General features: G+C 47.2%; 18 protein-coding genes and 1 tRNA gene. 16 read left to right on the forward strand and 3 right to left on the reverse strand.

The annotated features are described in order from the left end of the window. The first annotated feature begins 301 nt into the window (after nucleotides 1-301). Nucleotides 302-1,528: an IS110 family RNA-guided transposase gene (locus AC14M5_RS09185; protein ID WP_484029357.1), complete on the forward strand. Its 1,227-nt coding sequence runs from the start codon at nucleotides 302-304 to the stop codon at nucleotides 1,526-1,528. 176 nt (nucleotides 1,529-1,704) lie between these two features. Then, complete coding sequence (locus AC14M5_RS09190; protein WP_484029358.1) at nucleotides 1,705-2,307, forward strand: tetratricopeptide repeat protein; 603 nt, start codon at nucleotides 1,705-1,707, stop codon at nucleotides 2,305-2,307. Between the two features lie 244 nt (nucleotides 2,308-2,551). On the opposite strand, the gene AC14M5_RS09195 is transcribed toward AC14M5_RS09190, so the two are convergent. Beyond that, nucleotides 2,552-2,728, reverse strand: coding sequence for a hypothetical protein (locus AC14M5_RS09195; RefSeq protein ID WP_484029359.1), 177 nt, complete (start codon nucleotides 2,726-2,728; stop codon nucleotides 2,552-2,554). Nucleotides 2,729-2,829: 101 nt separating this feature from the next. On the opposite strand from AC14M5_RS09195, the gene AC14M5_RS09200 reads away from it, so the two are divergent. Next, a complete protein-coding gene (locus AC14M5_RS09200; RefSeq protein ID WP_484029360.1) occupies nucleotides 2,830-4,227 on the forward strand; it encodes an alpha-L-rhamnosidase-related protein in 1,398 nt (465 codons plus the stop codon). A gap of 12 nt (nucleotides 4,228-4,239) precedes the next feature. Then, on the forward strand, nucleotides 4,240-5,460 hold the full coding sequence (locus AC14M5_RS09205; RefSeq protein ID WP_484029361.1) for a glycosyltransferase: 1,221 nt from the start codon (nucleotides 4,240-4,242) through the stop codon (nucleotides 5,458-5,460). Here the strand turns inward: AC14M5_RS09205 and AC14M5_RS09210 are convergent. Next, nucleotides 5,451-6,200, reverse strand: coding sequence for an ATP-binding protein (locus AC14M5_RS09210; protein ID WP_484029362.1), 750 nt, complete (start codon nucleotides 6,198-6,200; stop codon nucleotides 5,451-5,453). The genes AC14M5_RS09205 and AC14M5_RS09210 overlap by 10 nt on opposite strands. Before the next feature lie 206 nt (nucleotides 6,201-6,406). On the opposite strand from AC14M5_RS09210, the gene AC14M5_RS09215 reads away from it, so the two are divergent. After that, entirely contained in the window at nucleotides 6,407-7,525 is a 1,119-nt protein-coding gene (locus AC14M5_RS09215) for a radical SAM protein (protein ID WP_484029363.1), read from the forward strand. 233 nt (nucleotides 7,526-7,758) lie between these two features. After that, nucleotides 7,759-8,247, forward strand: coding sequence for an SET domain-containing protein-lysine N-methyltransferase (locus AC14M5_RS09220; RefSeq protein WP_484029364.1), 489 nt, complete (start codon nucleotides 7,759-7,761; stop codon nucleotides 8,245-8,247). A gap of 48 nt (nucleotides 8,248-8,295) precedes the next feature. On the opposite strand, the gene AC14M5_RS09225 is transcribed toward AC14M5_RS09220, so the two are convergent. Next, on the reverse strand, nucleotides 8,296-8,718 hold the full coding sequence (locus AC14M5_RS09225) for a hypothetical protein (protein WP_484029365.1): 423 nt from the start codon (nucleotides 8,716-8,718) through the stop codon (nucleotides 8,296-8,298). Between the two features lie 104 nt (nucleotides 8,719-8,822). On the opposite strand from AC14M5_RS09225, the gene AC14M5_RS09230 reads away from it, so the two are divergent. The 10 genes from AC14M5_RS09230 to AC14M5_RS09275 all read left to right on the forward strand — a co-directional run bounded on the left by AC14M5_RS09230 (nucleotide 8,823) and on the right by AC14M5_RS09275 (nucleotide 22,428). Beyond that, nucleotides 8,823-9,440, forward strand: a complete 618-nt coding sequence (locus AC14M5_RS09230) for an HAD family hydrolase (protein WP_484029366.1) — start codon at nucleotides 8,823-8,825, stop codon at nucleotides 9,438-9,440. Between the two features lie 5 nt (nucleotides 9,441-9,445). Then, a complete protein-coding gene (locus AC14M5_RS09235) occupies nucleotides 9,446-10,489 on the forward strand; it encodes a polyprenyl synthetase family protein (protein ID WP_484029367.1) in 1,044 nt (347 codons plus the stop codon). 81 nt (nucleotides 10,490-10,570) lie between these two features. Next, a tRNA-Gly gene (locus tag AC14M5_RS09240) sits at nucleotides 10,571-10,642 on the forward strand. 115 nt (nucleotides 10,643-10,757) lie between these two features. After that, nucleotides 10,758-11,150 carry a response regulator gene (locus AC14M5_RS09245; RefSeq protein WP_484029368.1) on the forward strand — a complete coding sequence of 131 codons (393 nt, stop codon included), beginning with the start codon at nucleotides 10,758-10,760 and terminating at the stop codon, nucleotides 11,148-11,150. Next, a complete protein-coding gene (locus AC14M5_RS09250) occupies nucleotides 11,143-11,601 on the forward strand; it encodes a response regulator (protein ID WP_484029369.1) in 459 nt (152 codons plus the stop codon). The genes AC14M5_RS09245 and AC14M5_RS09250 overlap by 8 nt, the downstream gene beginning before the upstream one ends. Before the next feature lie 9 nt (nucleotides 11,602-11,610). Next, the gene (locus tag AC14M5_RS09255) at nucleotides 11,611-15,495 is read left to right on the forward strand and encodes a GAF domain-containing protein (RefSeq protein ID WP_484029370.1); all 3,885 of its coding nucleotides are present in this window, start codon (nucleotides 11,611-11,613) and stop codon (nucleotides 15,493-15,495) included. Further along, nucleotides 15,495-17,084: a GAF domain-containing protein gene (locus AC14M5_RS09260; protein ID WP_484029371.1), complete on the forward strand. Its 1,590-nt coding sequence runs from the start codon at nucleotides 15,495-15,497 to the stop codon at nucleotides 17,082-17,084. The genes AC14M5_RS09255 and AC14M5_RS09260 overlap by 1 nt, the downstream gene beginning before the upstream one ends. After that, complete coding sequence (locus AC14M5_RS09265) at nucleotides 17,077-18,765, forward strand: GAF domain-containing protein (protein WP_484029372.1); 1,689 nt, start codon at nucleotides 17,077-17,079, stop codon at nucleotides 18,763-18,765. Before AC14M5_RS09260 ends, AC14M5_RS09265 begins: the two co-directional genes overlap by 8 nt. Nucleotides 18,766-18,796: 31 nt before the next feature. Beyond that, a complete protein-coding gene (locus AC14M5_RS09270; protein WP_484029373.1) occupies nucleotides 18,797-20,668 on the forward strand; it encodes a GAF domain-containing protein in 1,872 nt (623 codons plus the stop codon). 2 nt (nucleotides 20,669-20,670) lie between these two features. Next, nucleotides 20,671-22,428, forward strand: a complete 1,758-nt coding sequence (locus AC14M5_RS09275) for a GAF domain-containing protein (RefSeq protein ID WP_484029374.1) — start codon at nucleotides 20,671-20,673, stop codon at nucleotides 22,426-22,428. Nucleotides 22,429-22,458 lie beyond the last annotated feature (30 nt).

Here is a 22,458-nt window from a genome sequence, read left to right on the forward strand (position 1 = left end):
TCAGGTGTTAGCATGAAAGAGCGATCGACGGATTGCAATCGGGCACGTTTTTGGGTACGCTATGTTTGTTCAGTGAACGGGAACGCGTATCCGGGAACGCTGCGTAAGGGCTCAGTCGAAACGTGCATGGGAAGTTCAGAGAAGAACCAGAACAAGCCCGCTCAGGTGTTTGACTACCCCGTTCGGATCCGCTTAACTGGGAAGCTCGACAAAGATGAGAGCAAGCCCGCATCTGTGTGTGATACAGCGGCCCTAAAAAAGAAACGTGCCCGACCTTTCTTTTCAGGAGGAGTATACCCCTATGAATGAAAATGGAAAACGGTATATAGGACTGGATGTGCATAAGCATTACCTGATCGGGTTGGGGATGGATGAGAAATTGGAAGTAGTCATGCCCGCCCGGCGGGTGGAGCTGTCGAACCTGGAAAGTTGGATGAAAAAGAATCTGACTAAGCAGGATGAAGTGGTGCTGGAAATGACAACGAACACCTGGCAGCTGTACGATGAACTTGTAGAGTATGCAGGATCTGTGACGGTGGTGCCTGCGCCACATGTAGCCCTGATCACAAGATCACAAGTGATGACGGACAAGATTGCGGCCTCGATCCTGGCGCGGTTGTTGGCGAAAGGATTGCTGGTGGGGATCTGGGTACCACCAGAGGAAATTCGTGAAGTGCGTGGGTTGGTGGCACAACGCCAAAAGATGACGCGCCTGGCCACGCAGGCCAAGAATCGACTGCACGCAGTGATCCAACGCCATCACCTGAAGCCACCTGCGGGGAATCCGTTCGCGAAAACGAATAATGGCTGGTGGACGGCTTTGCCACTGGGGAAGCTGGAAAAGATGAATCTGCAAAGCGATTTGGAGACGCTGCAATTTGCGGAGCAGCAGGAAGCGCGCATACAGAAGGAGATGACGGGGATAGCGGCGGAGAACGAAGAGATCGGTCGCTTATTGCACATCTCTGGATTTGGAGTGATCACCGCGGTGACGGTTTATGCAGCGATTGGCGATATCTCTCGCTTTGAAGATGCGAAACATCTGGTCGGGTATGCGGGGATGGGAACGCGTGTGCATGACAGCGGGATGACAACGCGTACGGGCAAGATCACCAAAGCAGGCAGGCGCGATTTGCGTGTGGCCATGGTGGAAGCAGCGCATGTGGTGGTGAACAGCCATCCGCATTGGAAGGCGGAACTGGCGCGACTGCAACCGCGTATCGGTTACAACAGAGCGATCGTGGCAATCGCGCGGAAGTTGTTGGTTACCGTCTGGTATGTGCTGGCACGCAAAGTGGCAGACCGTTTCGCAGAACCCGAAAAGATATCGGAAAAGATGTTGCGCTTTGCGTACGAAGTTGGGAAAGAAAATCGTCCGGGGCGACAAACCGCGGCGCAGTTTGCGCGCGAACGAATGGATACTTTGGGGTTGGGAAGTGAGTTGACGAGTATTCCCTGGGGCTCGAAGAAGCCGATCCCATTGCCGCCCTCGAAATTAAAAAAGGAGAGCGCCGTCCCAAATGAGTAACTCCACGCGTATGTAGGAGACCCACGAAAGGGGTTTTACGGGCTCGACGCTCATTAATATTATACAACCCTTGTCAACGCTTTTAAACAGCTTTTTAAAAGTGGTAGTGGGATGCTGCTGTTTTTTCGCTCCTTGCGCAACAATGCAGTCACCTAATTCTTAATTTATCGGCACTCTTGACTTCCCCTTTCATCTGTATTGCAGGTATTTACATGGCGCGCGGGGATCTGGATGAGGCTATGAAATTTTATCAGCAATCTCTTGAGATTTCCGAATATCTAGGCGAACTCGAGGGCAAATCCGCAACGCTTGGCATGATGGGGCAGACACTGTGGAAACTCAATCATCGCGCCGAAGGATTACGAGCATTATTAAGTTGTTATGAAACATTAATCAGAATAGGTGCGCAACCAGATGCAGAAACAGCCGCAAGGATCATTGTAAATATGCGTAATGATATTGGCGCAGAGAAATTTGATGCTTTATGGCAAGAGGAGATAGGGCAACCAATCCCTGATTGGCTTGCGAAAACAATCGAGAAAAAAAAGCAAGACATAGTTGGGCAGTTCATATCGAGCGCGATTCAATCCGCAAGGGAGAACCGTCCCGAGGCGGAGGAGTATTTCAAGTCCGCGCAGAAGATGGCGGCGGATTCGAGTGTCCCTGCGGAGATGCGCGAATTGGGGAGGGTGTTGCAACGGATCATGATCGGCGATAAGAACGTTGATCTCTCGTCCCTGCCGAAGGAGTGGGCTGAATTAATCAAGAGTCAGACCTGACAGGTTTTATCGTGGCGCGTGACAATCGGACTCCTTTGAATGGGAAGGGAGTCTGACGATCACAGCTCTGCGGAAACCTGTCAGGTCTTTTATGGAAGCGCAAACTGGAAGAAGTAATAGTTAGCGAATATCTTTTCACCCTACGAATTTCGCATTACGAATTGCGAACCACCTCTCCGCCATAAAGAGTCCGTTCCCCAGATCAAACATGACCTAGGGAACGGGAAAAATTATCTCTACATCATCAGCCGGCTACTTCTTTGGCTTCTCTTTCTTTTTCTTCTTCTTTTCCTTGTTCTTGCCTTTCTGTTCCTTGTTTGCCATGATCTGCTCCTTTCCAAAGATTCAACACGGTTGAGTCCTTGAACAAAATGTTTAAGTCTTTACACAAGGCAAAGACACCGACAAACTTTATCGTCAACGCAAATTATATCACCTGCAAATCTTCATTCCTACAAACACAGATCATCATTCTGGCTTTGCTCTTAATAATTTGCTCATCTCCACAGCTATAATGTATTTATGCGTTCCCAAAATAATATTGACCTGCCTAGCTTTATCAAAGGCATGATCGCAGGCGCAACTGCAGGGATGGCATCTCTCATTGCGTACCAATATCTGCACGCCATTCTCAAACAGCCGAGATTAATATCGCGCGCCGTATTATCCAAAGCCGAAGATTTCGACACCATCGAAGCTCATGCTTTGTTTATCGCAGCAGATAACCTTCGCTCAGCTATTGAAATACGCCGCCTGGGGAATCGTAAAACAAGAGAAATCCTGCACGCCGGCTATCGTAACTTCCGCGAGAGTTGGGCACGCGACTTTAGTTTCGCATCCTTCGGCCTGCTGGCTTTGAAAGAATTCAAGGTAGTGAAGGATACCCTGGAAGCATTTCTTGATCACCAGACCTCCGAAGGACAATTCCCAGTCAAATTACATTCCATGGGCATGGTCACACGCTTCATGCACTCCTTACTTGGAAGAGAACAGCCCACCGAAATCTCCATGCGCCCAAAATACCTGAGCGGACATGGCGCACCCTCATTGGATGGTCAATGCTTACTGGTGATTGCAGCCATTCACTACAGTTTTCAGGCGGAAGATCAAGAATTTCTTAAAACGCATTGGGGTGCACTCGTCAAAGCCATTTCTTGGGCGGAGAGATCGGTCAAAGATATTACAGACGGTTTACTAACCCAGGGAGCATTTGCAGATTGGGCGGATAGCATCGCCCGCAATGGACGCGTGCTTTATACGAATGTAATTTACTGGAAAGCCCTACAGGAGATGGCTGAAGCGGCCAGGCATTTTGAGTTGAAAGATCAAATATCCTTTTATACAAAAAAGGCAGAGCGGGTCGCGCAGGCAATTCAAGATCATCTTTGGCGTCCGACCCTGGGATATTACGCTGCCAGTGATGCGCTCGATCAATTAACCAGCAGTGGAAATCTGCTAGCGATTGCCTGGGGACTGGCGTCCACAGATCAGGCAAACTCCATTATGGACGCGCTTATCATCACCGGTATGGCCAGCCCGGTTCCAACCAAGGTCGCTTACCCACCCTACCCACGTCACCTGATTGCGCTTGAAAACCGTCTGGCTGGGGTGGCGAATTATCACACCGATGCGGCCTGGCTTTGGATTGGCGCATGGCATGTGGTCGCCCTTGCGCGTACGGGACGCGTGGAAGAATCACACGGAATCCTGTCTCGCATTGCAGAAGTCATTGTGCGCGATCAGCAGGTGCATGAAGTCTATGGCCCGGATGGAGAACCGTTATCCAGTTTTTGGTACAAATCCGAATCGCCGCTCTCATGGAACGCCGGCATGGTTGTATATGCCTATTATGTGCTTGAGCACTTTATGAAGCCAAAAACCGATATCGTCGCTTCTGTCAGCAAGGACCAAGAGGATTAGTGAGGATTAGCAATGCACATCGCTAATTTCACCAACACCTATCTTCCAGTCATCAGTGGCGTCGTCCGATCGGTACGCGCGTTCCGAGATGAGCTTACCCGCAAGGGACACAACGTATTCATCTTTGCCCAGGAACAGGCAGACTATGTAGATAAAGACCCGTTCATCTTCCGCTATCCAAGCCTGAACCTGCCAACCGGGATTGATATCCCAGCCGCGATTCCGATCTCACCTTTTGTAGACCGTGTACTCCCAGCCGTCAAACTGGATGTAATTCACACCCATCATCCATTTCTACTTGGGCAGACTGCCGCCGCAAAAGCACAGGAACTAAACCTGCCTTTGGTATTTACCTTCCATACGCAATACCGTGAATATACCCACTATGTGCCCTTTTCAATCGATGCGATCCAGAATTTTTTGAAGAACGCAGTGGATCACTGGCTGCAGGATTTCATGCGCCGCTGTCAGCATATCATTATTCCTTCAGAGAGCATGCGCGAAACACTGGTCAACACCTATGGCCTAAAGAATAACTTCACTGTGATACCCACAGGGATCGATCTTGAAGCATACGATACGGTCAGTGGTGAAAAGATTCGCAAAAACCGACGTTGGGAAAAAGATATCGTTATGATTTCTATTGGCAGGCTTGCCTCGGAAAAAAACTGGCCCACTCTATTGCAAGCTTCTGCCCTGGTTCTAAAGGATTTTCCCCAGTTTCGTCTCGTTTTAATCGGTGATGGCCCGGACAGAAAAAGCCTCGAAGTTCTTGCAAGAGAACTCGGAATCCGCAAGCGCATAAACTTCATCGGTTCACTCCCCTTCTCGGAGACTCCTTCTTATATGAAGGCTGCCAATGTCTTCGGCTTTGCCTCCATCACCGAAACCCAGGGTCTTGCAACGCTCGAGGCCATGGCAGCCGGCCTCCCTGTGGTTGCAGTCGATGCAAGTGGCACACGCGATATCCTCAAACATGGCCAGCAAGGGTATCTTGCCGAGAATAATGCTGCGGCATTGGCAGCCGCCATCAAAAAACTTCTCTCAAATCCAGATAGAATGCAGAAATTTGCAGAAGCAGCTTATAAAAAGGCGCAGTCTTTCAACATCGAGAAGTTGACAGAAAAACTTCTGGATGTCTACGAACAAGCCATCCGCGATAAAAAGAAGAATCGTTATGTCACGGTCATCCCTCCTGTTTCTGTTCCTTCTGATCCCCTACCTCAGGCGTAATTGAATTCCCTTAGCTTCCGTGGACGTAGCTCAATCGCATTCTTATTGCAACTCGCCCTGCAAACACCACAACCATAACAAGCCGTTGGGTCAATTACCACTTTCTTATTATTCGATGAATACCGTATTGCACCGTATTGACATTGTCTCATGCACAGACGGCAGCCGTTGCACAAATCCGCAGAGACACTTGCAATCCATTCCGCACGGAACATCACCGGGTAATCCTTCCGAGCATGGGTTATACGGTACGCCATGCAATCCTGATCACAATTACACAAGCCACCGATGAACGGTGTTTTGAAAGTCCACACTGAATGCACTAGCCCTTCCTTATCTAGTTTACGAATGGACTCAAGAGCTTCCTCCTTTGAAAGAGTCTCAAGGCCAAAAGAATCATCAAGTGTATCCATTAACTCTTTATCCATGCTTAAGCCGTAACAATAGCGCGCATTCATATTGCCCGTTGTCACACGCCGACACACGCAGGGCAGCCTAACCGCGCCCTGCACCATCTCGAAGATCTTCTCCACATCTTCCATGGGCACAACCTGTCCATAATGATTCTGCTTTTGCATGTGAGTTAACACAGGCCTCGCCAATTTCATTAACGGAGTTTTGCGAATCCTGTCCAATTGTTTGATGCTTTTCGGAACTCGCTTATCAAAGCCATTCAGGAAGTCGGCTGCATATTTGCGCCGCTGATTTTGGTTCAATAATTCCCTTGAATAGTTCTCCATATTCAAATACCACTTCTCCCCCTCCCCATGTTGCGTACAGAATTCACACATAACCAGCCTCCTGACTTTTTCTGCCAGTATAGCCACGCATCGATATCTGCCCAAGTGTCAAACTTCCCCTAAATTTCCTACTTGAATAATTAGAACATGTATTCTATAATTGATATATGGACTCGCTCGAGACCCTCAAAGAATTATCTTCTCAAATGTCCTTCGAAGCTGATGGAGAGCCGCGCCTTTCTTCCCCGCCTCCAACCTGCTTCAGTCCGAAGGAAAATAACCACGCCTTTACCCATCCTGCCCAACTCCCCAATGGGCAGAAGGTTATCCTACTTAAGACCCTGCTTTCCTCAGCTTGCGAACGGGATTGTTACTATTGTCCATTTCGCGCAGGCAGAGATTTTCGCCGTGCCACCTTCAAGCCCGATGAATTTGCAGGCCTGTTCAGTAAAATGAATCAGAGTGGAATGGCTGAAGGTGTCTTCCTCAGCTCCGGGCTGGCAGGAGGCGGAGTCCGCACGCAGGATAAACTTCTTGATACAGCAGAACTTCTGCGAAAGAAATATCAATTTCGCGGCTATCTTCATCTAAAGATCATGCCAGGCGCAGAGAAAGATCAAGTCTATCGTGCTATGCAGCTTGCAGACCGGGTGTCGGTGAATCTGGAGGCACCCAATACAGAGCGGTTGGCAAAGCTTGCGCCGCATAAAATATTTTTTGAAGAGTTACTTCGTTCTCTCAAATGGGTGGAGGAAATTCGCAGAAGCGTGCCCGCCTATAAATTTTGGAATGGGCGCTATCCATCCACAGTGACGCAATTTGTGGCCGGCGGCTCCGACGAAAGCGATCTGGAATTGCTCAGTATGACCGACTGGCTGAATAAAAACGTAAGACTCAGACGGGCGTATTTTTCCGCCTTCCATCCTATTCACGATACGCCGCTTGAAAACAAACCTGCTGTTGACCCCATGCGTGAGCATCGCTTATATCAAGCCTCTTTTTTACTGCGCGACTATGGCTTTGACCTTGAAGATTTGCCATTTACAAGTGACAGCAACCTCCCCCTTCATACTGACCCCAAGCAAGCCTGGGCAGAAATGAATCTGATCCATCAACCCATTGAACTCAATAAAGCGGAAAAGCGCGATTTAATAAAGATACCGGGCATTGGCGTCAAGGGTGCTGATGCCATCCTAAATGCAAGAAGAAATAAAAAGATACGTGATCTATCTGCATTAAAGAAACTCGGCATTATCGCAGAACGCGCAGCTCCTTATGTTCTACTGGATGGGCACAAAGCCGCATCACAAATGACTTTGTTTTAATTTTTGTTAAACTTAAACATAAAATTTATCGTACATCATCAATAAAAATTTATTGATGATGTATTTTTATTAATCAACATCTTAACCTTAAAATATTTGAAGAGTTCTTATTTACCCTTGTAATTAAATTCAATATGACTATACTACATAGTGTTACACCAATTACTAAATCATAATTTATGAAGCAAACAATAAAACGATAATTTAGATTTTCAACAAAGGAGAAGAATATAATGACAACAACAATGGAAACATTAAGTATAAAAACAGAAAATAAATTTAGAACGTTAATAACAAAACAATCCTACAAGAAGGGTGAAGTGATTTGCGCCATGCCAAGTGAGAACATCATGGATAAGCCGAATCGCTACACAGTACAGATCGCGCGCGACAGGCATACACATGTTGGCAAACTTGCCGCGTTGAATCATTCCTGCGATCCCAACGTGATCCTTGATACAGAGAAAATGGTGATGATCGCACGCCGCGATATTGAAAAAGGCGAGGAGCTTTACTTCTTCTATCCATCAACTGAGTGGGAAATGCAGGCTCCCTTCATTTGCTTATGCGGCGCAGCCAACTGCATCCACGTGGTAGCTGGCGCTCGCTTCCTGCCGCTCTCTACGTTGGAGAATCATTACCTCAATCCGCACATCCGCGATCTGATGATCGAATTGCTCAAGAACACAAAACTGCATTTGAAGAAATTGCAGGAAAGCTAAAAGAAAAACCTCCGAGTGATCCATGGATCACTCGGAGGTTTTTCTTATCTACAACTTTTGATGTAGTGCTAGCAAACCGTAGGCACTTGCCCATGGTTTGCCTAATCGATGATTATCTGAAACCACGATCTTACTGAATTTCTGTGCGATCATCGGCATGAGGGTCGCAATCGTCCCCCAGTCATCGGAGAGAACGGCTTCCTTCATCTTAGTGGCATATTGCCCCGCCCACATCCACTCCATGCGGAATTTGTCGGCTTTCACCCAGTAATCTCTTTTCTCCCAGGCTGCCACGGATACTTCAATTCCATCTGAAATCGCCTGTAAAGCCAATGCGATAAAAGCGGCCTGGTCCTTTGTCTCTGATGTCACGTTGGATTGTTTTGCCAATTCGCGAATACACAACACAATGGACTTTGTCAAACGGGTTCGTTCTTTTCCTACAGAATCGGGGTTGATCACGCGGCTCAATGAAATTCTCCAAAGTCAATTTAGCTTACAGAAGCGCGATTATACCGCCAGTTTGACATACTTCAACATCGGCCTGTCTTGGGATAAAATATCATCCACAGAACATGACCAATCCAATCACCGCCATCATTTTCGATTTTGGAAATGTGCTCGTTAACTGGGATGCCCGCAACCTATACAAACGCTTCTTTCTTGACCTGGAGGCTGTTGACTCTTTTCTCGAGGAGATTCGTTTCCTGGAGTGGAATGCCCATCAAGATGCAGGCCGTTCATTCAAGGAAGGTGTCGTTGAACTATCCAAACGATTTCCGCAATACAAAGACCTGATCCAGGCATATGACACATATTGGGAGGAAAGCATCACAGAAACGATAGATGAAAACATAACCACATTGCAGTCGCTCAAAAACGCAGGCTGGAATCTCTATCTGTTGACTAATTTTTCTGTAGAAAAATTCAAGCTCATCCAAAGCCGATTTAACTTCTTACAAAATTTCGACGACATAATTATTTCAGGTGAATATAAGGTGGTCAAACCGAATCCCATAATTTTTCAAATCACACTGGCAAGGATCAATCGCAAGGCGCACGAATGCCTTTTCATCGATGACTCCCTCCCTAACATTGAAGCCGCACGCAAGTTGGGCTTCAATGCCATTCACTGTCAAACTCCAGAACAACTTAGAACGGATCTGGAGAGTTTATCTATAAATGGAAAATAATCTCTATGAATTCAAATCTCCAACAATCCATGCTTGAAGCTATTGAGACAGAACTCCAGCGCCAGGTTGCCAGGCTCGATCAGCCGCGCACCAAGCCATTTCATGAGATGCTCACCTACCATATGGGCTGGACAGGTGAGGGCGCAGGTTCGTTGGCAATGGGTAAGCGTATTCGTCCGTTGTTAACTTTGCTTACAGTTGCTTCTTGTGTTGGTGGTAGTGAAGGTGAATTTATAAGTGATGGTATAAGTTGGCTACACGCAGTTTCATCTGCGGCAGCAATTGAACTCGTCCATAATTTTTCGCTTGTGCATGATGACATTCAGGACAATTCTGAAACACGGCGCGGGCGGCGTACAGTTTGGGTCAAATGGGGCGCGCCAATCGCGATCAACGTTGGTGATGCAATGTTTGTGATTGCCAATCAAGCCATATTGGATTTAGGGAAACATTACCCCGGAGAAATTGTCGTGAGAGCTGCGAGTATTCTCAATGAAAATTGTCTCGACCTGACACGCGGTCAATACCTGGATATGTCCTATGAGGAACGAAAAGATTTAAGTATGGAAGATTACTGGCCTATGATAGAAGGCAAGACCTCTGCCCTACTGTCAACGTGTACACATATTGGCGCCCTTCTTGGTTATGCGAATGACGCGACACAGAATGTCTACCGCTTATTTGGATATCATCTTGGGCTGGCTTTTCAGGTACAGGATGACATCCTTGGTATTTGGGGAGATGAGACTATTACCGGAAAATCTGCTGCAAGCGATCTTGTTGAGGGAAAGAATTCATTACCTGTGCTTTTTGCTCTTGAGAAAAATGGGAAGTTCGCTGAAAGATGGAAACGTGGCCCAATTATTATGAGCGATGTAATGGAAGTATCTGCTCTGCTTGAAGATGAGGGAGCCAGAGAATATGCCGAAAAAATATCTGAAGCTGAGACTCAAAAAGCTTTGGAGTATTTGGAGCAAGCCAACCCAAGCGGCGAGGCAGGTGACTTATTGCTTGGGCTGGCTAACAAGCTGCTTAAACGGAAGCAGTAAACAGGTCAGGAAAGATGCGCTGCACTTCATCAGACTTGACATGCATTTTCGGCGTAGCGTATAATCCATCAAGTTAACCATGCGGGTGTAGTTCAGTGGTAGAACGCTTGCTTCCCAAGCAAGATATCGTGGGTTCGAGTCCCATCACCCGCTCACATTCAAGTCGAGGATTTGGCTGCCTCGGCTTTTGTTATCCCATTTGTAAGGTAGCTGTTATGCGAAGGGCACTATCTTCAAAGTAAAATTCATCTCGGAGTACACTCGTAAAATGTCAGAAACCGAAAAAGGCACTATACTGTACGTTGAGGATAATCCAGATAACAGAAATTTAATCCATCGAGTTTTGGGGGCCGAAGGATATTCTGTTGTTGAGGCTATCAATGCGGGGCAGGCAATGGAGAAACTTGAAAGCGGCAATATTGATTTGATTTTGATGGACATTAATATGCCGGATATGGATGGTTATACTTTGACTGCAAGAATAAAAGCTTCACAAAAATTCTCGAAGATTCCCATTATTGCTGTTACTGCAAATGTAATGCGAGGTGATCGCGAAAAATCATTGGAAGCAGGTTGTGATGGATATATCCAAAAACCGATTGACATAGACACGCTTCCCCAGCAGATTGAGCGATTTATCATAAGGAGCGCAAATGTCTGACCAAGACCAAACACCTGCTGTTTCTGATACACAGCCCATCCGCAAGCCGACTATTCCGAAGGACGCTGCTGTACTGGTGGTTGAGGATAATGTTTCCAATTTTGTGCTGATCGCCCGTATGCTCGGTTACCTGGGTGTCCATTGCGAATGGAAAACTTCCGGTTATGAGGTTTTGGAATATGCAGACACACTCCCCCGCCTCGATCTCATCCTGATGGATATTCGGCTTCCTTATGAAGACGGCTATGGTGCATTGAAGAAAATACGCGCCTCCGAGCGCTTCAAATCGGTACCGATCATTGCTGTAACCGCAGAAGCAAGCACGGAGCAGATGAAAAAAGCCCAGGAGTCGGGCTTCGACGGCTTTTTGGGAAAACCCCTTGATCCTGATCGCTTCCCTGACCAAATCCGCCGCATTTTAAGTGGAGAGCCTGTCTGGGAATTTAGCTAATCGCATTAGATGATAACGAATCCAGCACCGCCCAAAGTTGATGAAAGAGAAAAAAGATTTAAGGGTAGTCTGACAGGGACACTAGTAAGAACGCTCCTTATCTTTACCTTTATTCCCCTCGCCTTAATGGCGGGGGTGGCTTATTTTCGGGCACGTGCGTTACTCCGTGAACAGGCAGTCGCCCAATCTGAAAGCCTGCTCACCAACCAGTTAAAGATCATTGACCAGGAAATAGAAGACAGGGAAACCCGGCTTGAAAGCCAAGCCACATCCGCTGGATTTTCGGTCATTATTGAACTGGCGCTCCACGCCAACCCTCAGAGTAATGAATTCCATGAAATTCGCGGTAATTTCATAGACCAATTCCAAAACAGCAATGTTCAAAACGACAAGCCTATATTCGATCAATTTCTTTTGCTGGATTCAGATGGAATCATCCGAGTCGCCAGCAATGCAGAGTGGCAAAATAAAGAACTAAACCCGGACATGTTCGAGCAAAAAGATGAGTTCAGGTCATTTGCGCTTTATGGCCTGTCACCTCTCTATGAAGATGAATTAATTCTTGTAACCGCGGTAGAGTATAAAACTTTACGCGGTTCCAAGCTTGGGACTCTGGTGGGTATTACAGAAAAGAAAAGTTTGCAGGAACTGATTCAACCGTTAAATGGGCTGGCCCCATTTGCCAATACTTACTTCATTCTTTCTGACAATCAATTTATTTCAAGCGACCCTGAAACAGGCGAATTCAACCTGGTTGATTCAGATTCCGAATTTCAGAACGACCTCACATCAAGCCTTGCAATCTTGATGCAGAACGAAAGCAGGGGACCGGAAGCCCTGGATGTTACAGCTCCAAATGGAGAAGCTGTACTAGCACAATTACAATGGTTCCCAAGAATGAAAAGCGGCATTGTGCTGGAACTGAACACCATTGATTTATATGGGCAATTGGCCAGCCTTGCACCTTTTACCATCGTACTCGCCATTGGGGCGCTGATAGCTACAGCATTGGTATTAATGTTAGGGACGAGACGGGTTATCAGACCCCTGCAATCACTCTCTACTATTACCCGCAAGTTTGCAGAAGGCGATTGGAGCCAGAGGGCGGAAGTATTTAGTAATGATGAGATTGGTCTCCTTGCGAGTTCATTCAATCACATGGCAGACCAGCTTGGAGAAATATATCGTTCTCTTGAACAAAAGGTGGAAGAACGTACCCGTCAAATTCAAACTGCATCAGAAGTTGCACAAAACATTACAAACACATCCACCAGTCTTGATGAAATGTTGAATAAAATTGTCGAGCTACTGGTTGAACGGTTCGGCTTCTACCAGGCGAGCGTTTTTATCGTAGATCGAGGCGGTAAATTCATTGATTTTAAGACAGGGTTTGGTTCAGCCACAAAAGGACTGACCGAAAAGAAATACAGGCTGGAGATCGGGTCTGCGTCAATCATCGGCTGGGTCAGCGCAAACAATCAGGCGCGGGTTGCATCTGACGTTTCAGATGACCCTCTCCACTTGAAGAATGAATTGCTGCCTGAAACACGTTCAGAGGCGAGCGTCCCAATCTCATTAGGAAACCTGGTGTTAGGCGTTTTGGATGTTCAAAGCACACAAGCTGGGGCATTTAGCAAAGATGCGATCATTATGCTTCAAACCCTGGCAAGCCAGATCGCTACCGCAATCCAAACAACCGGCTTGGTTGAGGCGAGCCAGATCAATTTTGAGGAACTTGAGCGGTTATATCGTTCGAGCAGGCTGATCGCAGAAGCAAGCAGCGAAATAGATATCATTGATGTCGGAATACAAATATTAAAGGAAGTCCCCTACCCCGTTATTTTATTCGCCGTGAATAACGGCACATTGAACATTGCCGCATCAGCCGATAAAACCCGAGGCTCATCTTCGATTGACCAATTACCGGCCCAAATCGATGCAAGGGCTGATGAACTTAATGATTTCCTGCTCCGTGGGCCAGTCATCACAACACCAGATGATGTTTCTACCCCAAGTGCACTCAGAGATATTGCAAATAAATTGGGGCTAATTAGTATTGCCTATCTGCCTATAAGAAATCGCGACTCTCTTATGGCAGTTGTTATGCTGGGTTCACGGAATAGAAATTTTTCAAACACAATCGTGCAGCCTTATGTAAACCTTACAGAGTTGATCTCAGTAACGCTGGAAAAATCTGTTGCCGTCCAGCAAACAGAAAAGCATCTGCGTGAAGTGGAATCGCTGGCCTCTGTCAATGAATTGATCTCGTCCACATCGGACATTCAAAGCTTTTTTCACGGTCTACTTGGGAAGATCAAGCAGATCATCGGCGACTACAATTTGGTCGTGGCCCTATATGATGAAAAGAGCAATTCAATCAGCATTCCATTTAGTTATGAGAACGGGGAAATCATTTCCATTGACTCCTTTCCATTAGGTGAAGGATTAACTTCCATATTGCTCCGTACGCGCCAGCCACTGATGCTGGTGGAGGATACGGAGCGGAAAGCTGCCGAACTCGGCGCAAAAATTGTTGGCAGGCCTGCCCGCTCCTGGATGGGCGCTCCCATGCTTGTACAAAACAAACCGATTGGCGCGTTGATCATTCAGGACACAGAAAATGAACATGCCTTCGATGAAGATGATCTGAAATTTTTCACTACACTCTCAGGGCAGGTAGCGGGCGTAATAAACAATGTTCATCTATTGGATGAGAGCCAGCACAAGGCATTACAACTTGAAACTGCCGCCGAAATTGCGCGCGATATCAGCGGCTCCCTCAATCTCGATGAATTATTGATCAAAGCGGTCAATTTTATTCGCGAGCGATTCGATTTCTACCATGCCGCAATCTTTCTGCATGATCTGCCCGGTGAGTTCGCCATGATCCGGGAAGCAACGGGAGAAGCGGGCGCACAGATGAAACGGTCAGGGTATAAGATCGGGGTTGGCTCAAAATCCATTGTCGGCTTTGTAAGCGGACAAGGCGAACAACTAGTTGTAAACGATACGGCCAAGGACGCGACATATTATGCAAATCCCCTTCTGCCGGATACACGTGCAGAAGCAGCTATTCCACTAAAAGTTGGTGAGCGCATACTGGGTGTACTGGATGTTCAAAGCACAAAACCATATGCATTCTCTGAAGATAACTTACGCAGCCTACAGATCCTGGCTGACCAATTAGCTGTGGCGGTTGTTAATACGGAACTCTTCGCCGAGACCCAGGAACATCTTTCCCAACATCGACTCTTACATCACATCACCACTACTGCGGCATCTGGAACCACGCTGGAAGAGGCCCTCGAAAGTGCCGTCAATGGTTTGCAAGTAACCCTCGGCGGAGATCGCGTGATTATCCTGCTCGCGGATTCGGATAAAAAGATACTTGAAGTTAAGGCATCCATTGGATATGCTGATGCAATATCAAAGGTTCAAGTCGAAATTGGCAGCGGCGTAACAGGCTGGGTCGCAGCACACAGGCGTCCATTACGATTGAGAGACGTGTCTGAGGACCCGCGCTATATCCCCGCCAGCGCAAACACTCGCTCAGAGTTGGCCATCCCATTAATTTATCGCAATGAATTATTGGGTGTCTTGAATGTAGAGAGCGAGCAGGTTGATGCGTACACTGAAAATGATGAGGAAATGCTCGGCACGCTGGGTGGAAGCCTGGCCGCCGTCATTGCTAATGCCCGTCTGTTGGAACAGATCCGTATTCAGGCAGATCGCGAAAGATTGATATATGATGTGACCAGCAAAATTCGCAGGTCTACTGATATACAATCCATTCTGATGACAACGGCCAGTGAAATTTCGAGGATCACTGGTGCACGCTTCGCAAAAATCCAGGTGAAGCCTATTATCAATCCGAACGAGGATGGATTACCCTAATGGAAAATACTTCTATCAGCGATAAATCCATGAACCCGGAAGAGGCAACCCGCCTATTATACAAAAATTGGCGGGAAGGTTTTGCGCTTCCTCTCTTAATCGGTGTCCTGGTATTTGGCGCGATTGCGCTTATCCCCGCTGTAAACGCTTCAGACAGCCTGCTGATTGATGCCATTTTCATTACAACTTATGTAATGACGGGCCTGGTTACTGTGGTGCGCTTTTCCTACATGATACGCATGAGCGTATTCCTGTTAAGTGTTTATGTTCTTGGTCTAAGTGAATTGATCACACATGGCATCCTGGGCGATAGCCTGTTTTTCTTTTTGGCCGTTATTATTTTCTCCACCATCCTTCTTTCGCCGAAAACAGGCATCATCACAATTGTCGTTGATATCCTTACTTTCGTATTATTTGGCTGGCTATTTCTTAACGGACTGGTGACCCCACTTAACCCCAATGCCTCACCTGCAAAAATTGAAGACTGGATCAGCGCCAGCGCAGTGATCGTCATGTTTGGCTCTGTGATTATTATCGGGTTTCAAAGGCTGGAGAAGGAATTCCTTGCTGCTCAAAGGCAGATTGACACAACCTTAATCGCCTTAAAAGAGGAGCGAACAAACCTTGAGAACAAAGTCCTTGAACGCACTTATCAACTCCGTAAAGTAAATGAAATCGGACGCTCAGTTACCAGTATTCTTGACCCCAGCGACCTTCTTCCCCGTGCCGCTCAATTGATCCAGGCAGAATTTGATTGTTATTACATAGCATTCTTTTTGCTGGATTCAACAGGTCAATGGGCCGAGTTGAAGGAAGCCACCGGAGATGCAGGCAGAGTGCTTCGCGAAAATAAGCATCGGTTGAGTATTGGTGCGAAAAACATCGTTGCAAAAACGATTCAAACAAAGCAGGGGCAGATCGCATCGAAAAGCAGTTCTGAGCAGATCATCTTTGACAACCCCCTGCTCCCCTACACCCGGTCACAAATTGTGCTTCCGTTGATTGTCGGAAATTCTGTTTTTGGCGCATTGGAAATGCACTCATTAAAAGATGATGCATTTACCCAGCAAGATGTGGATACCTATCAAAATATGGCAAATGAAATAGCAATCGCCATAGAAAATTCACGGTTGTTCCAGGAAGCCCAGCAAAGCCTCCTGGAAATGCGCGCCACCCAGAGACAATATCTGCGGGATGCCTGGTATTCGCTTACATCAAACCAGGAATTGGAATATGCAGTCGGTGATAAGGATTCAACCACTAACAAGGAAATCGAAATTCCACTTGCCCTAAGAGAGCAGACCATTGGGCAGATCAATCTGGCAAGCACAACGGATTGGACGGTTGAGCAAAAAACTCTGATCGAGGCTATCGCCACACAAGCTACATTGGCTTTGGAAAATGCACGCCTGGTGGAAGAAAGCCAATCCATTGCTGCGCGTGAAAGATTGGCAAACGACATCATCGCCAAAATTTGGGCATCTGCAAATATGGATAGCATCCTGCAAACTGCGGTACGCGAATTGGGACGCACCCTGGAAGCATCGGAAGTTGAGATCGAAGTTTCGATGGATGATAAAAATGAATAGAAATTTCCCTTCTTTAAAATCATCCTCCGCTCAGGAAAATTCCCAAACAATGGTGTTTGACTATTCAGAGTGGCGTGAGCAATTCATTCTGACCATCCTCCGCATTGCGAGCGTGCTTGGCGTGGCATTGATCGTATTTTCCTTTCCAACCGCTACGCTGAGTGATCGTATTCTATTTATTGGGCTCTATCTTTTCCTGGTTGCCATCACAGTCTTTCCCGCCCCATATGCACTTCGCGCGTACTCACTTCTTTTGATGAATTTTGCAGTTGGCATGAATGCGATTCTTGCATGGGGGCCCTGGGCAGATGGAAGTCTTTTTCTTTTAGTCTGTGTCATCGTGGCCTCGCTATTGTTCGACCGCCGAACAGACGTTATCATCTTAAGTATCAGTGTAATTTTTACAGCGGCGATAGCGATTCTGCAGCAGATCGGGCTATACCAATTTACAGGGGTCAACGTACCAGTGACTGATCCAGCCAGTTGGATTGTATACTGCGTCGATTTCACCATTGCCGGGGCAGTGATCGTACTGGCAATGACCCAGTTTAAAGGGGCCTTTTATCGGGTTACCCAGCAAATGCAAACTGCTTTCAATGCACTGGCTATCGAACGCACCCAACTTGAGAAAAAAGTCCTTGAGCGCACAGATGAATTGGAAGAGCGCACCAGCCAGCTTCGCACATCCGCAGGTGTTGCGAGAATCGTTGCGGAAATCCAGGACATTACAGAATTATTGGATACAGTCACCAGGCTGATATCTGAAAAATTTGGCTACTACCATGTGGGCTTGTTCATTTTAGACGAATCGAAAAAGACTGCATTCCTTCAATCGGCTTCATCTGCAACTGGAAAACAACTAATTGGCGAAGTCTTTCGGGTGGAGCCATCCATACGATCTGCGGTCAATACAGTTGTAGAACAGAACCAGGCTGTAATCTCTTCAGACAGTGAGGTTGAATATTTCCTGCGTGATACAAACTTCCCACTCACCCGCTCGCGCATGATCCTGCCTTTGGCAGTTCGCGGCAGTGTGCTTGGGATGCTGGATATGCATTCGGATCAACCTCAGGCCTTCACTGCGCAGGATGCGGAAATCCTGCAGACCCTTGCAGACCTTGTGGCAATATCCTTTGACAACGTCCGCCTTATTAATGAAACGAAAAATCTGGTCGCCCAGTTGGAGATCAACACAGCCATTCAAACCCAAAGAACGTGGACGAAATTGACCAGCCGCCATAAACCAGCTTATCAGTTTACGCCTGCCGGTGTTCGCCCTGTCTTTTCCAAAGATAGACCAGACAGCGAAAGTGGATTGCGCATACCGCTCGTTCTCCATGGGCAGAAGATTGGCGCCTTAAAGTTGAAGAGAAAAGGCAGTATTGCTGAATGGTCTGAACGCGAACGCATCCTCGTTGAAAAGATCGCCGACCAGATCGCTCTCGCGCTTGAGAACAGCCGCCTTGTTGATGAAGCACAGAAAAGCGCCTTGCGCGATCAAATGATCGCAAATATATCAACCCGCATCCGCGAAACTTTGGATGTTGAATCCGTTCTACGCACAGCCGCAACTGAACTACGCAGGGTATTCGACCTAAAAGAAGCCGAGGTCAGTATTGGCTCACCAGAAACCAACCTGGTGCCCGCCTTAAAAAAGCAGACTGGCACATTACGGTTATAGTCATGAAGCAGCAGATGAAAAGAGACGTGTTGTGAAACAACTAAGCAGTTCCATTCTTTGGCGGTTTGCTCTTTGGTTATTGGTTTTATTACTAATACCAATGGGAGCTGTATATGTTTTTACGCAGCAACAAATGCGTGAAAGCTTTATTGCCGCCCAGTTGGAAGTCATGCGCAGCCAATCGCAGGTTTATTTCACTCGCGTCGAATCGGCCCAGGGACAGGAACAGGCGCTTGCCCTTGAGCTGGCAACTCAAATGGGTGGTGATGATTTTTTCCTTATTGGAAATGACGGCATTTACCTTGCGCATTCCAAACCGGAAAAGGTTGGGCATCTTGCAAGTGATGATTTTGGTGAAGTCATTATTCAACAGTTGCTGGAAGAGCAATCCACAGCTATCTATTCCGAGGCCAGCGGACAATTGATTGGCTCTTATCGTCCAACACTTACAAACTCGTTGGCTGTATCAGTTGGCAGGCTTGATCAAAAAATATCTGAATTGAACCAGTACACCCGCAATTTAAGGATTCAATTAGCGCTTGCCACAATCCTTGTATTGCTGGGCGCGCTGGTGGTATTCAGCACCTTTCTTACTCCAATTACTAGGCTCATTAATTTCGTCAACGAGATCAAGAACGGGAATCTGAATACAGTACCAGACCAGCAGGGAATGCATGGCGAGCTATCCGAGCTTTCATCCAGGCTAAAGGACCTGGCGGGGAGTCTGCAAGATTCGTTCACTGCGGTACAAGATCGAATGAGTGAACGCACTCGTGAAATCGAGCGGCAAAGTAATCTGTTAAAAGCGGTGGCTGGAGTTGGGAAGGCGATCACATCCTTCCGCAATCTATCTGAACTGCTGCAACAGACCACTCTATTGATCCATGAAAATTTTGGATATTATCATGTGGGCATCTTTTTGCTGGATGACTACAAAGACTATGCCATCCTGGCTGCCACCAACAGCCAGGGCGGGCAGCGCATGCTTGAGAAAAAACATCAACTTAAGATTGGGGAAACAAGCATCGTAGGCCATGCGATTGAAAATACAAAAGCTCGCATCGCACTGGACGTTGGAAAGGATGCTGTTTACTTTGGCAATCCCGAACTCCCAGAGACGCGTTCCGAAATGGCGCTTCCGCTGGTGGTCGGTGGTCAGACCCTGGGAGCGCTGGACGTTCAATCCAGAGAGTCTCAGGCATTCTCGGAAGAGGATATTTCCACTTTGCAGATCCTGGCCGATCAAATAGCCGTTGCCATTCAAAATGCGAATCTATTTAGTGAAAACGAAAAAGCATTGGAAGCCGCTCGTGTTGTTTCCGGTGAAGTAAGCCGCGACGCATGGAGTAAGATCCTGCGTAACCAACCTCGGGTAGGTTTTATTGCCACTCCTCCTACAACAATCCAAACCCATGGCGAGACGCCTGAACCCACTCTGGTAAAAGCCTTTGAATCTGGAGATCTCATTATTGGCGATGATGGGCTGACGATCAGTGTGCCGATCAAAATACGTGGACAAGCCATTGGCGCAATTCGTTTGAAAAAATCTGAAATTGCAGAAGCGTGGACTCAAGACGAGACCAATCTCGCAATTGCATTATCAGATCAATTAAGCGGCGCTCTGGAAAGCGCCCGTCTTTACAGAGAATCACAGCAACGCGCGGCTCGCGAATCGTTGGTATCTGATATTTCCGCGCGCATCAGCGCCGTATCACATATTGATGCAATCGTTCGTGAAACTGTACAGGAACTCGGCCAGGCTCTCGGCAATGCATCGGTTAGTTTCCAGTTGTTGGATCAGCCCGATGGACGGAAGCAGCTTGAAGGCGGAGCCCTGAGCGCATCCAAGGATTCAGATAATGGAAGCGGAAGGTCTACTCAAGGCAGAAAGGCAGGCGAATAATCATGTCCACGTCTCAAATGCCTGCCCAGGATCAAGACCAATCCATGATCGAACGCATTAGCCAGACCTGGCAAAGGTTGATCGCACCTCACCCATCATTAAGTACAGTTGCCGAACAACGCCGCGCACAATTGCTTTCAATACTCACCTTGATCATGAGTGTATTCTTTATTGGCGTGCTCCTTTATGGGCCAAGAAGCTATGGCGTTTTCTTTGCACTGGTTGGCATCACCCTAACGTCTTACGCCATCAGCAGAACAAAGTATTATGACCTCGGAAATTATCTATTCACCTACGCATTTGCTGCAATAGGATACATAAGGATCTATCAGGGCACAGCCGAATCCATAGAGTCTGCAATTGTTTCCACCGTGCATATAGCCCTCATATTTTCAAGCGTGCTGCTTTCACGAAGAGGTTTTTTGAGTCTCGTAGCCTTAACAACACTGGCAACTTTTACAGCACCGCTATATTCGAACATCCCGCCCCTGGCAGCCGACAACATTGGGCGCACCGGAGGAATTGTGCTCGTTATTGGTGCAATTCTTTATGGGATAAATGTTTTCCGTGAAAATCTGGATAAAGATCAACGAAAAGAATTGAGCAGCATAAACAGCGAACTTGAAGATGTAAAAATAAGTCTCGAAGAACGCATTCGAGAGAGTTCTCTGGAATTAGAAGAAGCCAGCCAACAAATGCAGAGGCGTGTGGCACGCCTGCGGGTTACCGCCGAAATATCGCAGGAGATCTCCTCAAGTATTAATTTGAAGCCCAGAGAATTGTTCACACGCATCACCCACATCATCAGCGAAAAACTTGGCTATTATCACGTGGGCATTTTCCTGATGGACGAAAATTTGGAATATGCAGTATTGCGCGCCGCGAACAGCAAAGGCGGGCAGCAAATGCTCGCCCGCCATCATCAACTGAAAGTTGGCGGCACGGGTATTGTGGGGTACGTTTCCCAAAGCGGATATCCGCGCATCGCACTCGACACAGGTTCTGACGCAATATTCTTTAACAACCCTGATCTGCCTGAAACCCGTTCTGAAATGTCACTTCCACTGCGCTATGGTAAATCCATTATCGGTGTATTGGATGTGCAAAGTACTGTACCAGCGGCATTCAACAATGACGATGCAAATACTCTCAATACACTGGCTAACCAGATTGCGATGATAGTCAGAAATCTGCAAATTTTGGATGAAACTGAATTCACGGCTTCATCAAGAACGGCTGGCAAACGCGGCACCGCTCAACTAAGCCGTAAAGAAAAACTCAGTGGATATGCCTTCAAACCCGATGGGACCATATCCAGCGCGCTGCCTGACAAGAATCCCATGCTCGATAAAGCACTCGCTTCCGGCGAGACCGTGATCCTGGCACAGCATCCGAATGGCGGTTCCCCCACCCTGGCAGTCCCGGTCAAGTTCCGCGATCAGGTAATCGGTGTGATTCAAATTGAATCGGCAGAACAAAACAGAAGATGGACTGAAGACGAAGTAGCCATGGTTCAAGCCATTTCAGACCGCGCCGCCTTTGCTTTGGAAAACGCCCGTCTGTTCGAGAATGCCACCCGCCGCGCCGAACAGGAGGAGACCATTGCCCAGGTTACAACACGAATAGGCTCATCCACAGACTTTAACCAAATTCTGCAAACCACCATCCAGGAGCTTGGGCAGGCACTGGGCGTTTCGCGTTCATTCATTCAATTGAGCACATCAACCAACCATAATGAAAACGACGGAACGCAGCCATAGCACAGGAAATTATTGATACCAAAGGTTGAT

It is taken from the genome of Candidatus Villigracilis sp. (assembly GCF_057083605.1).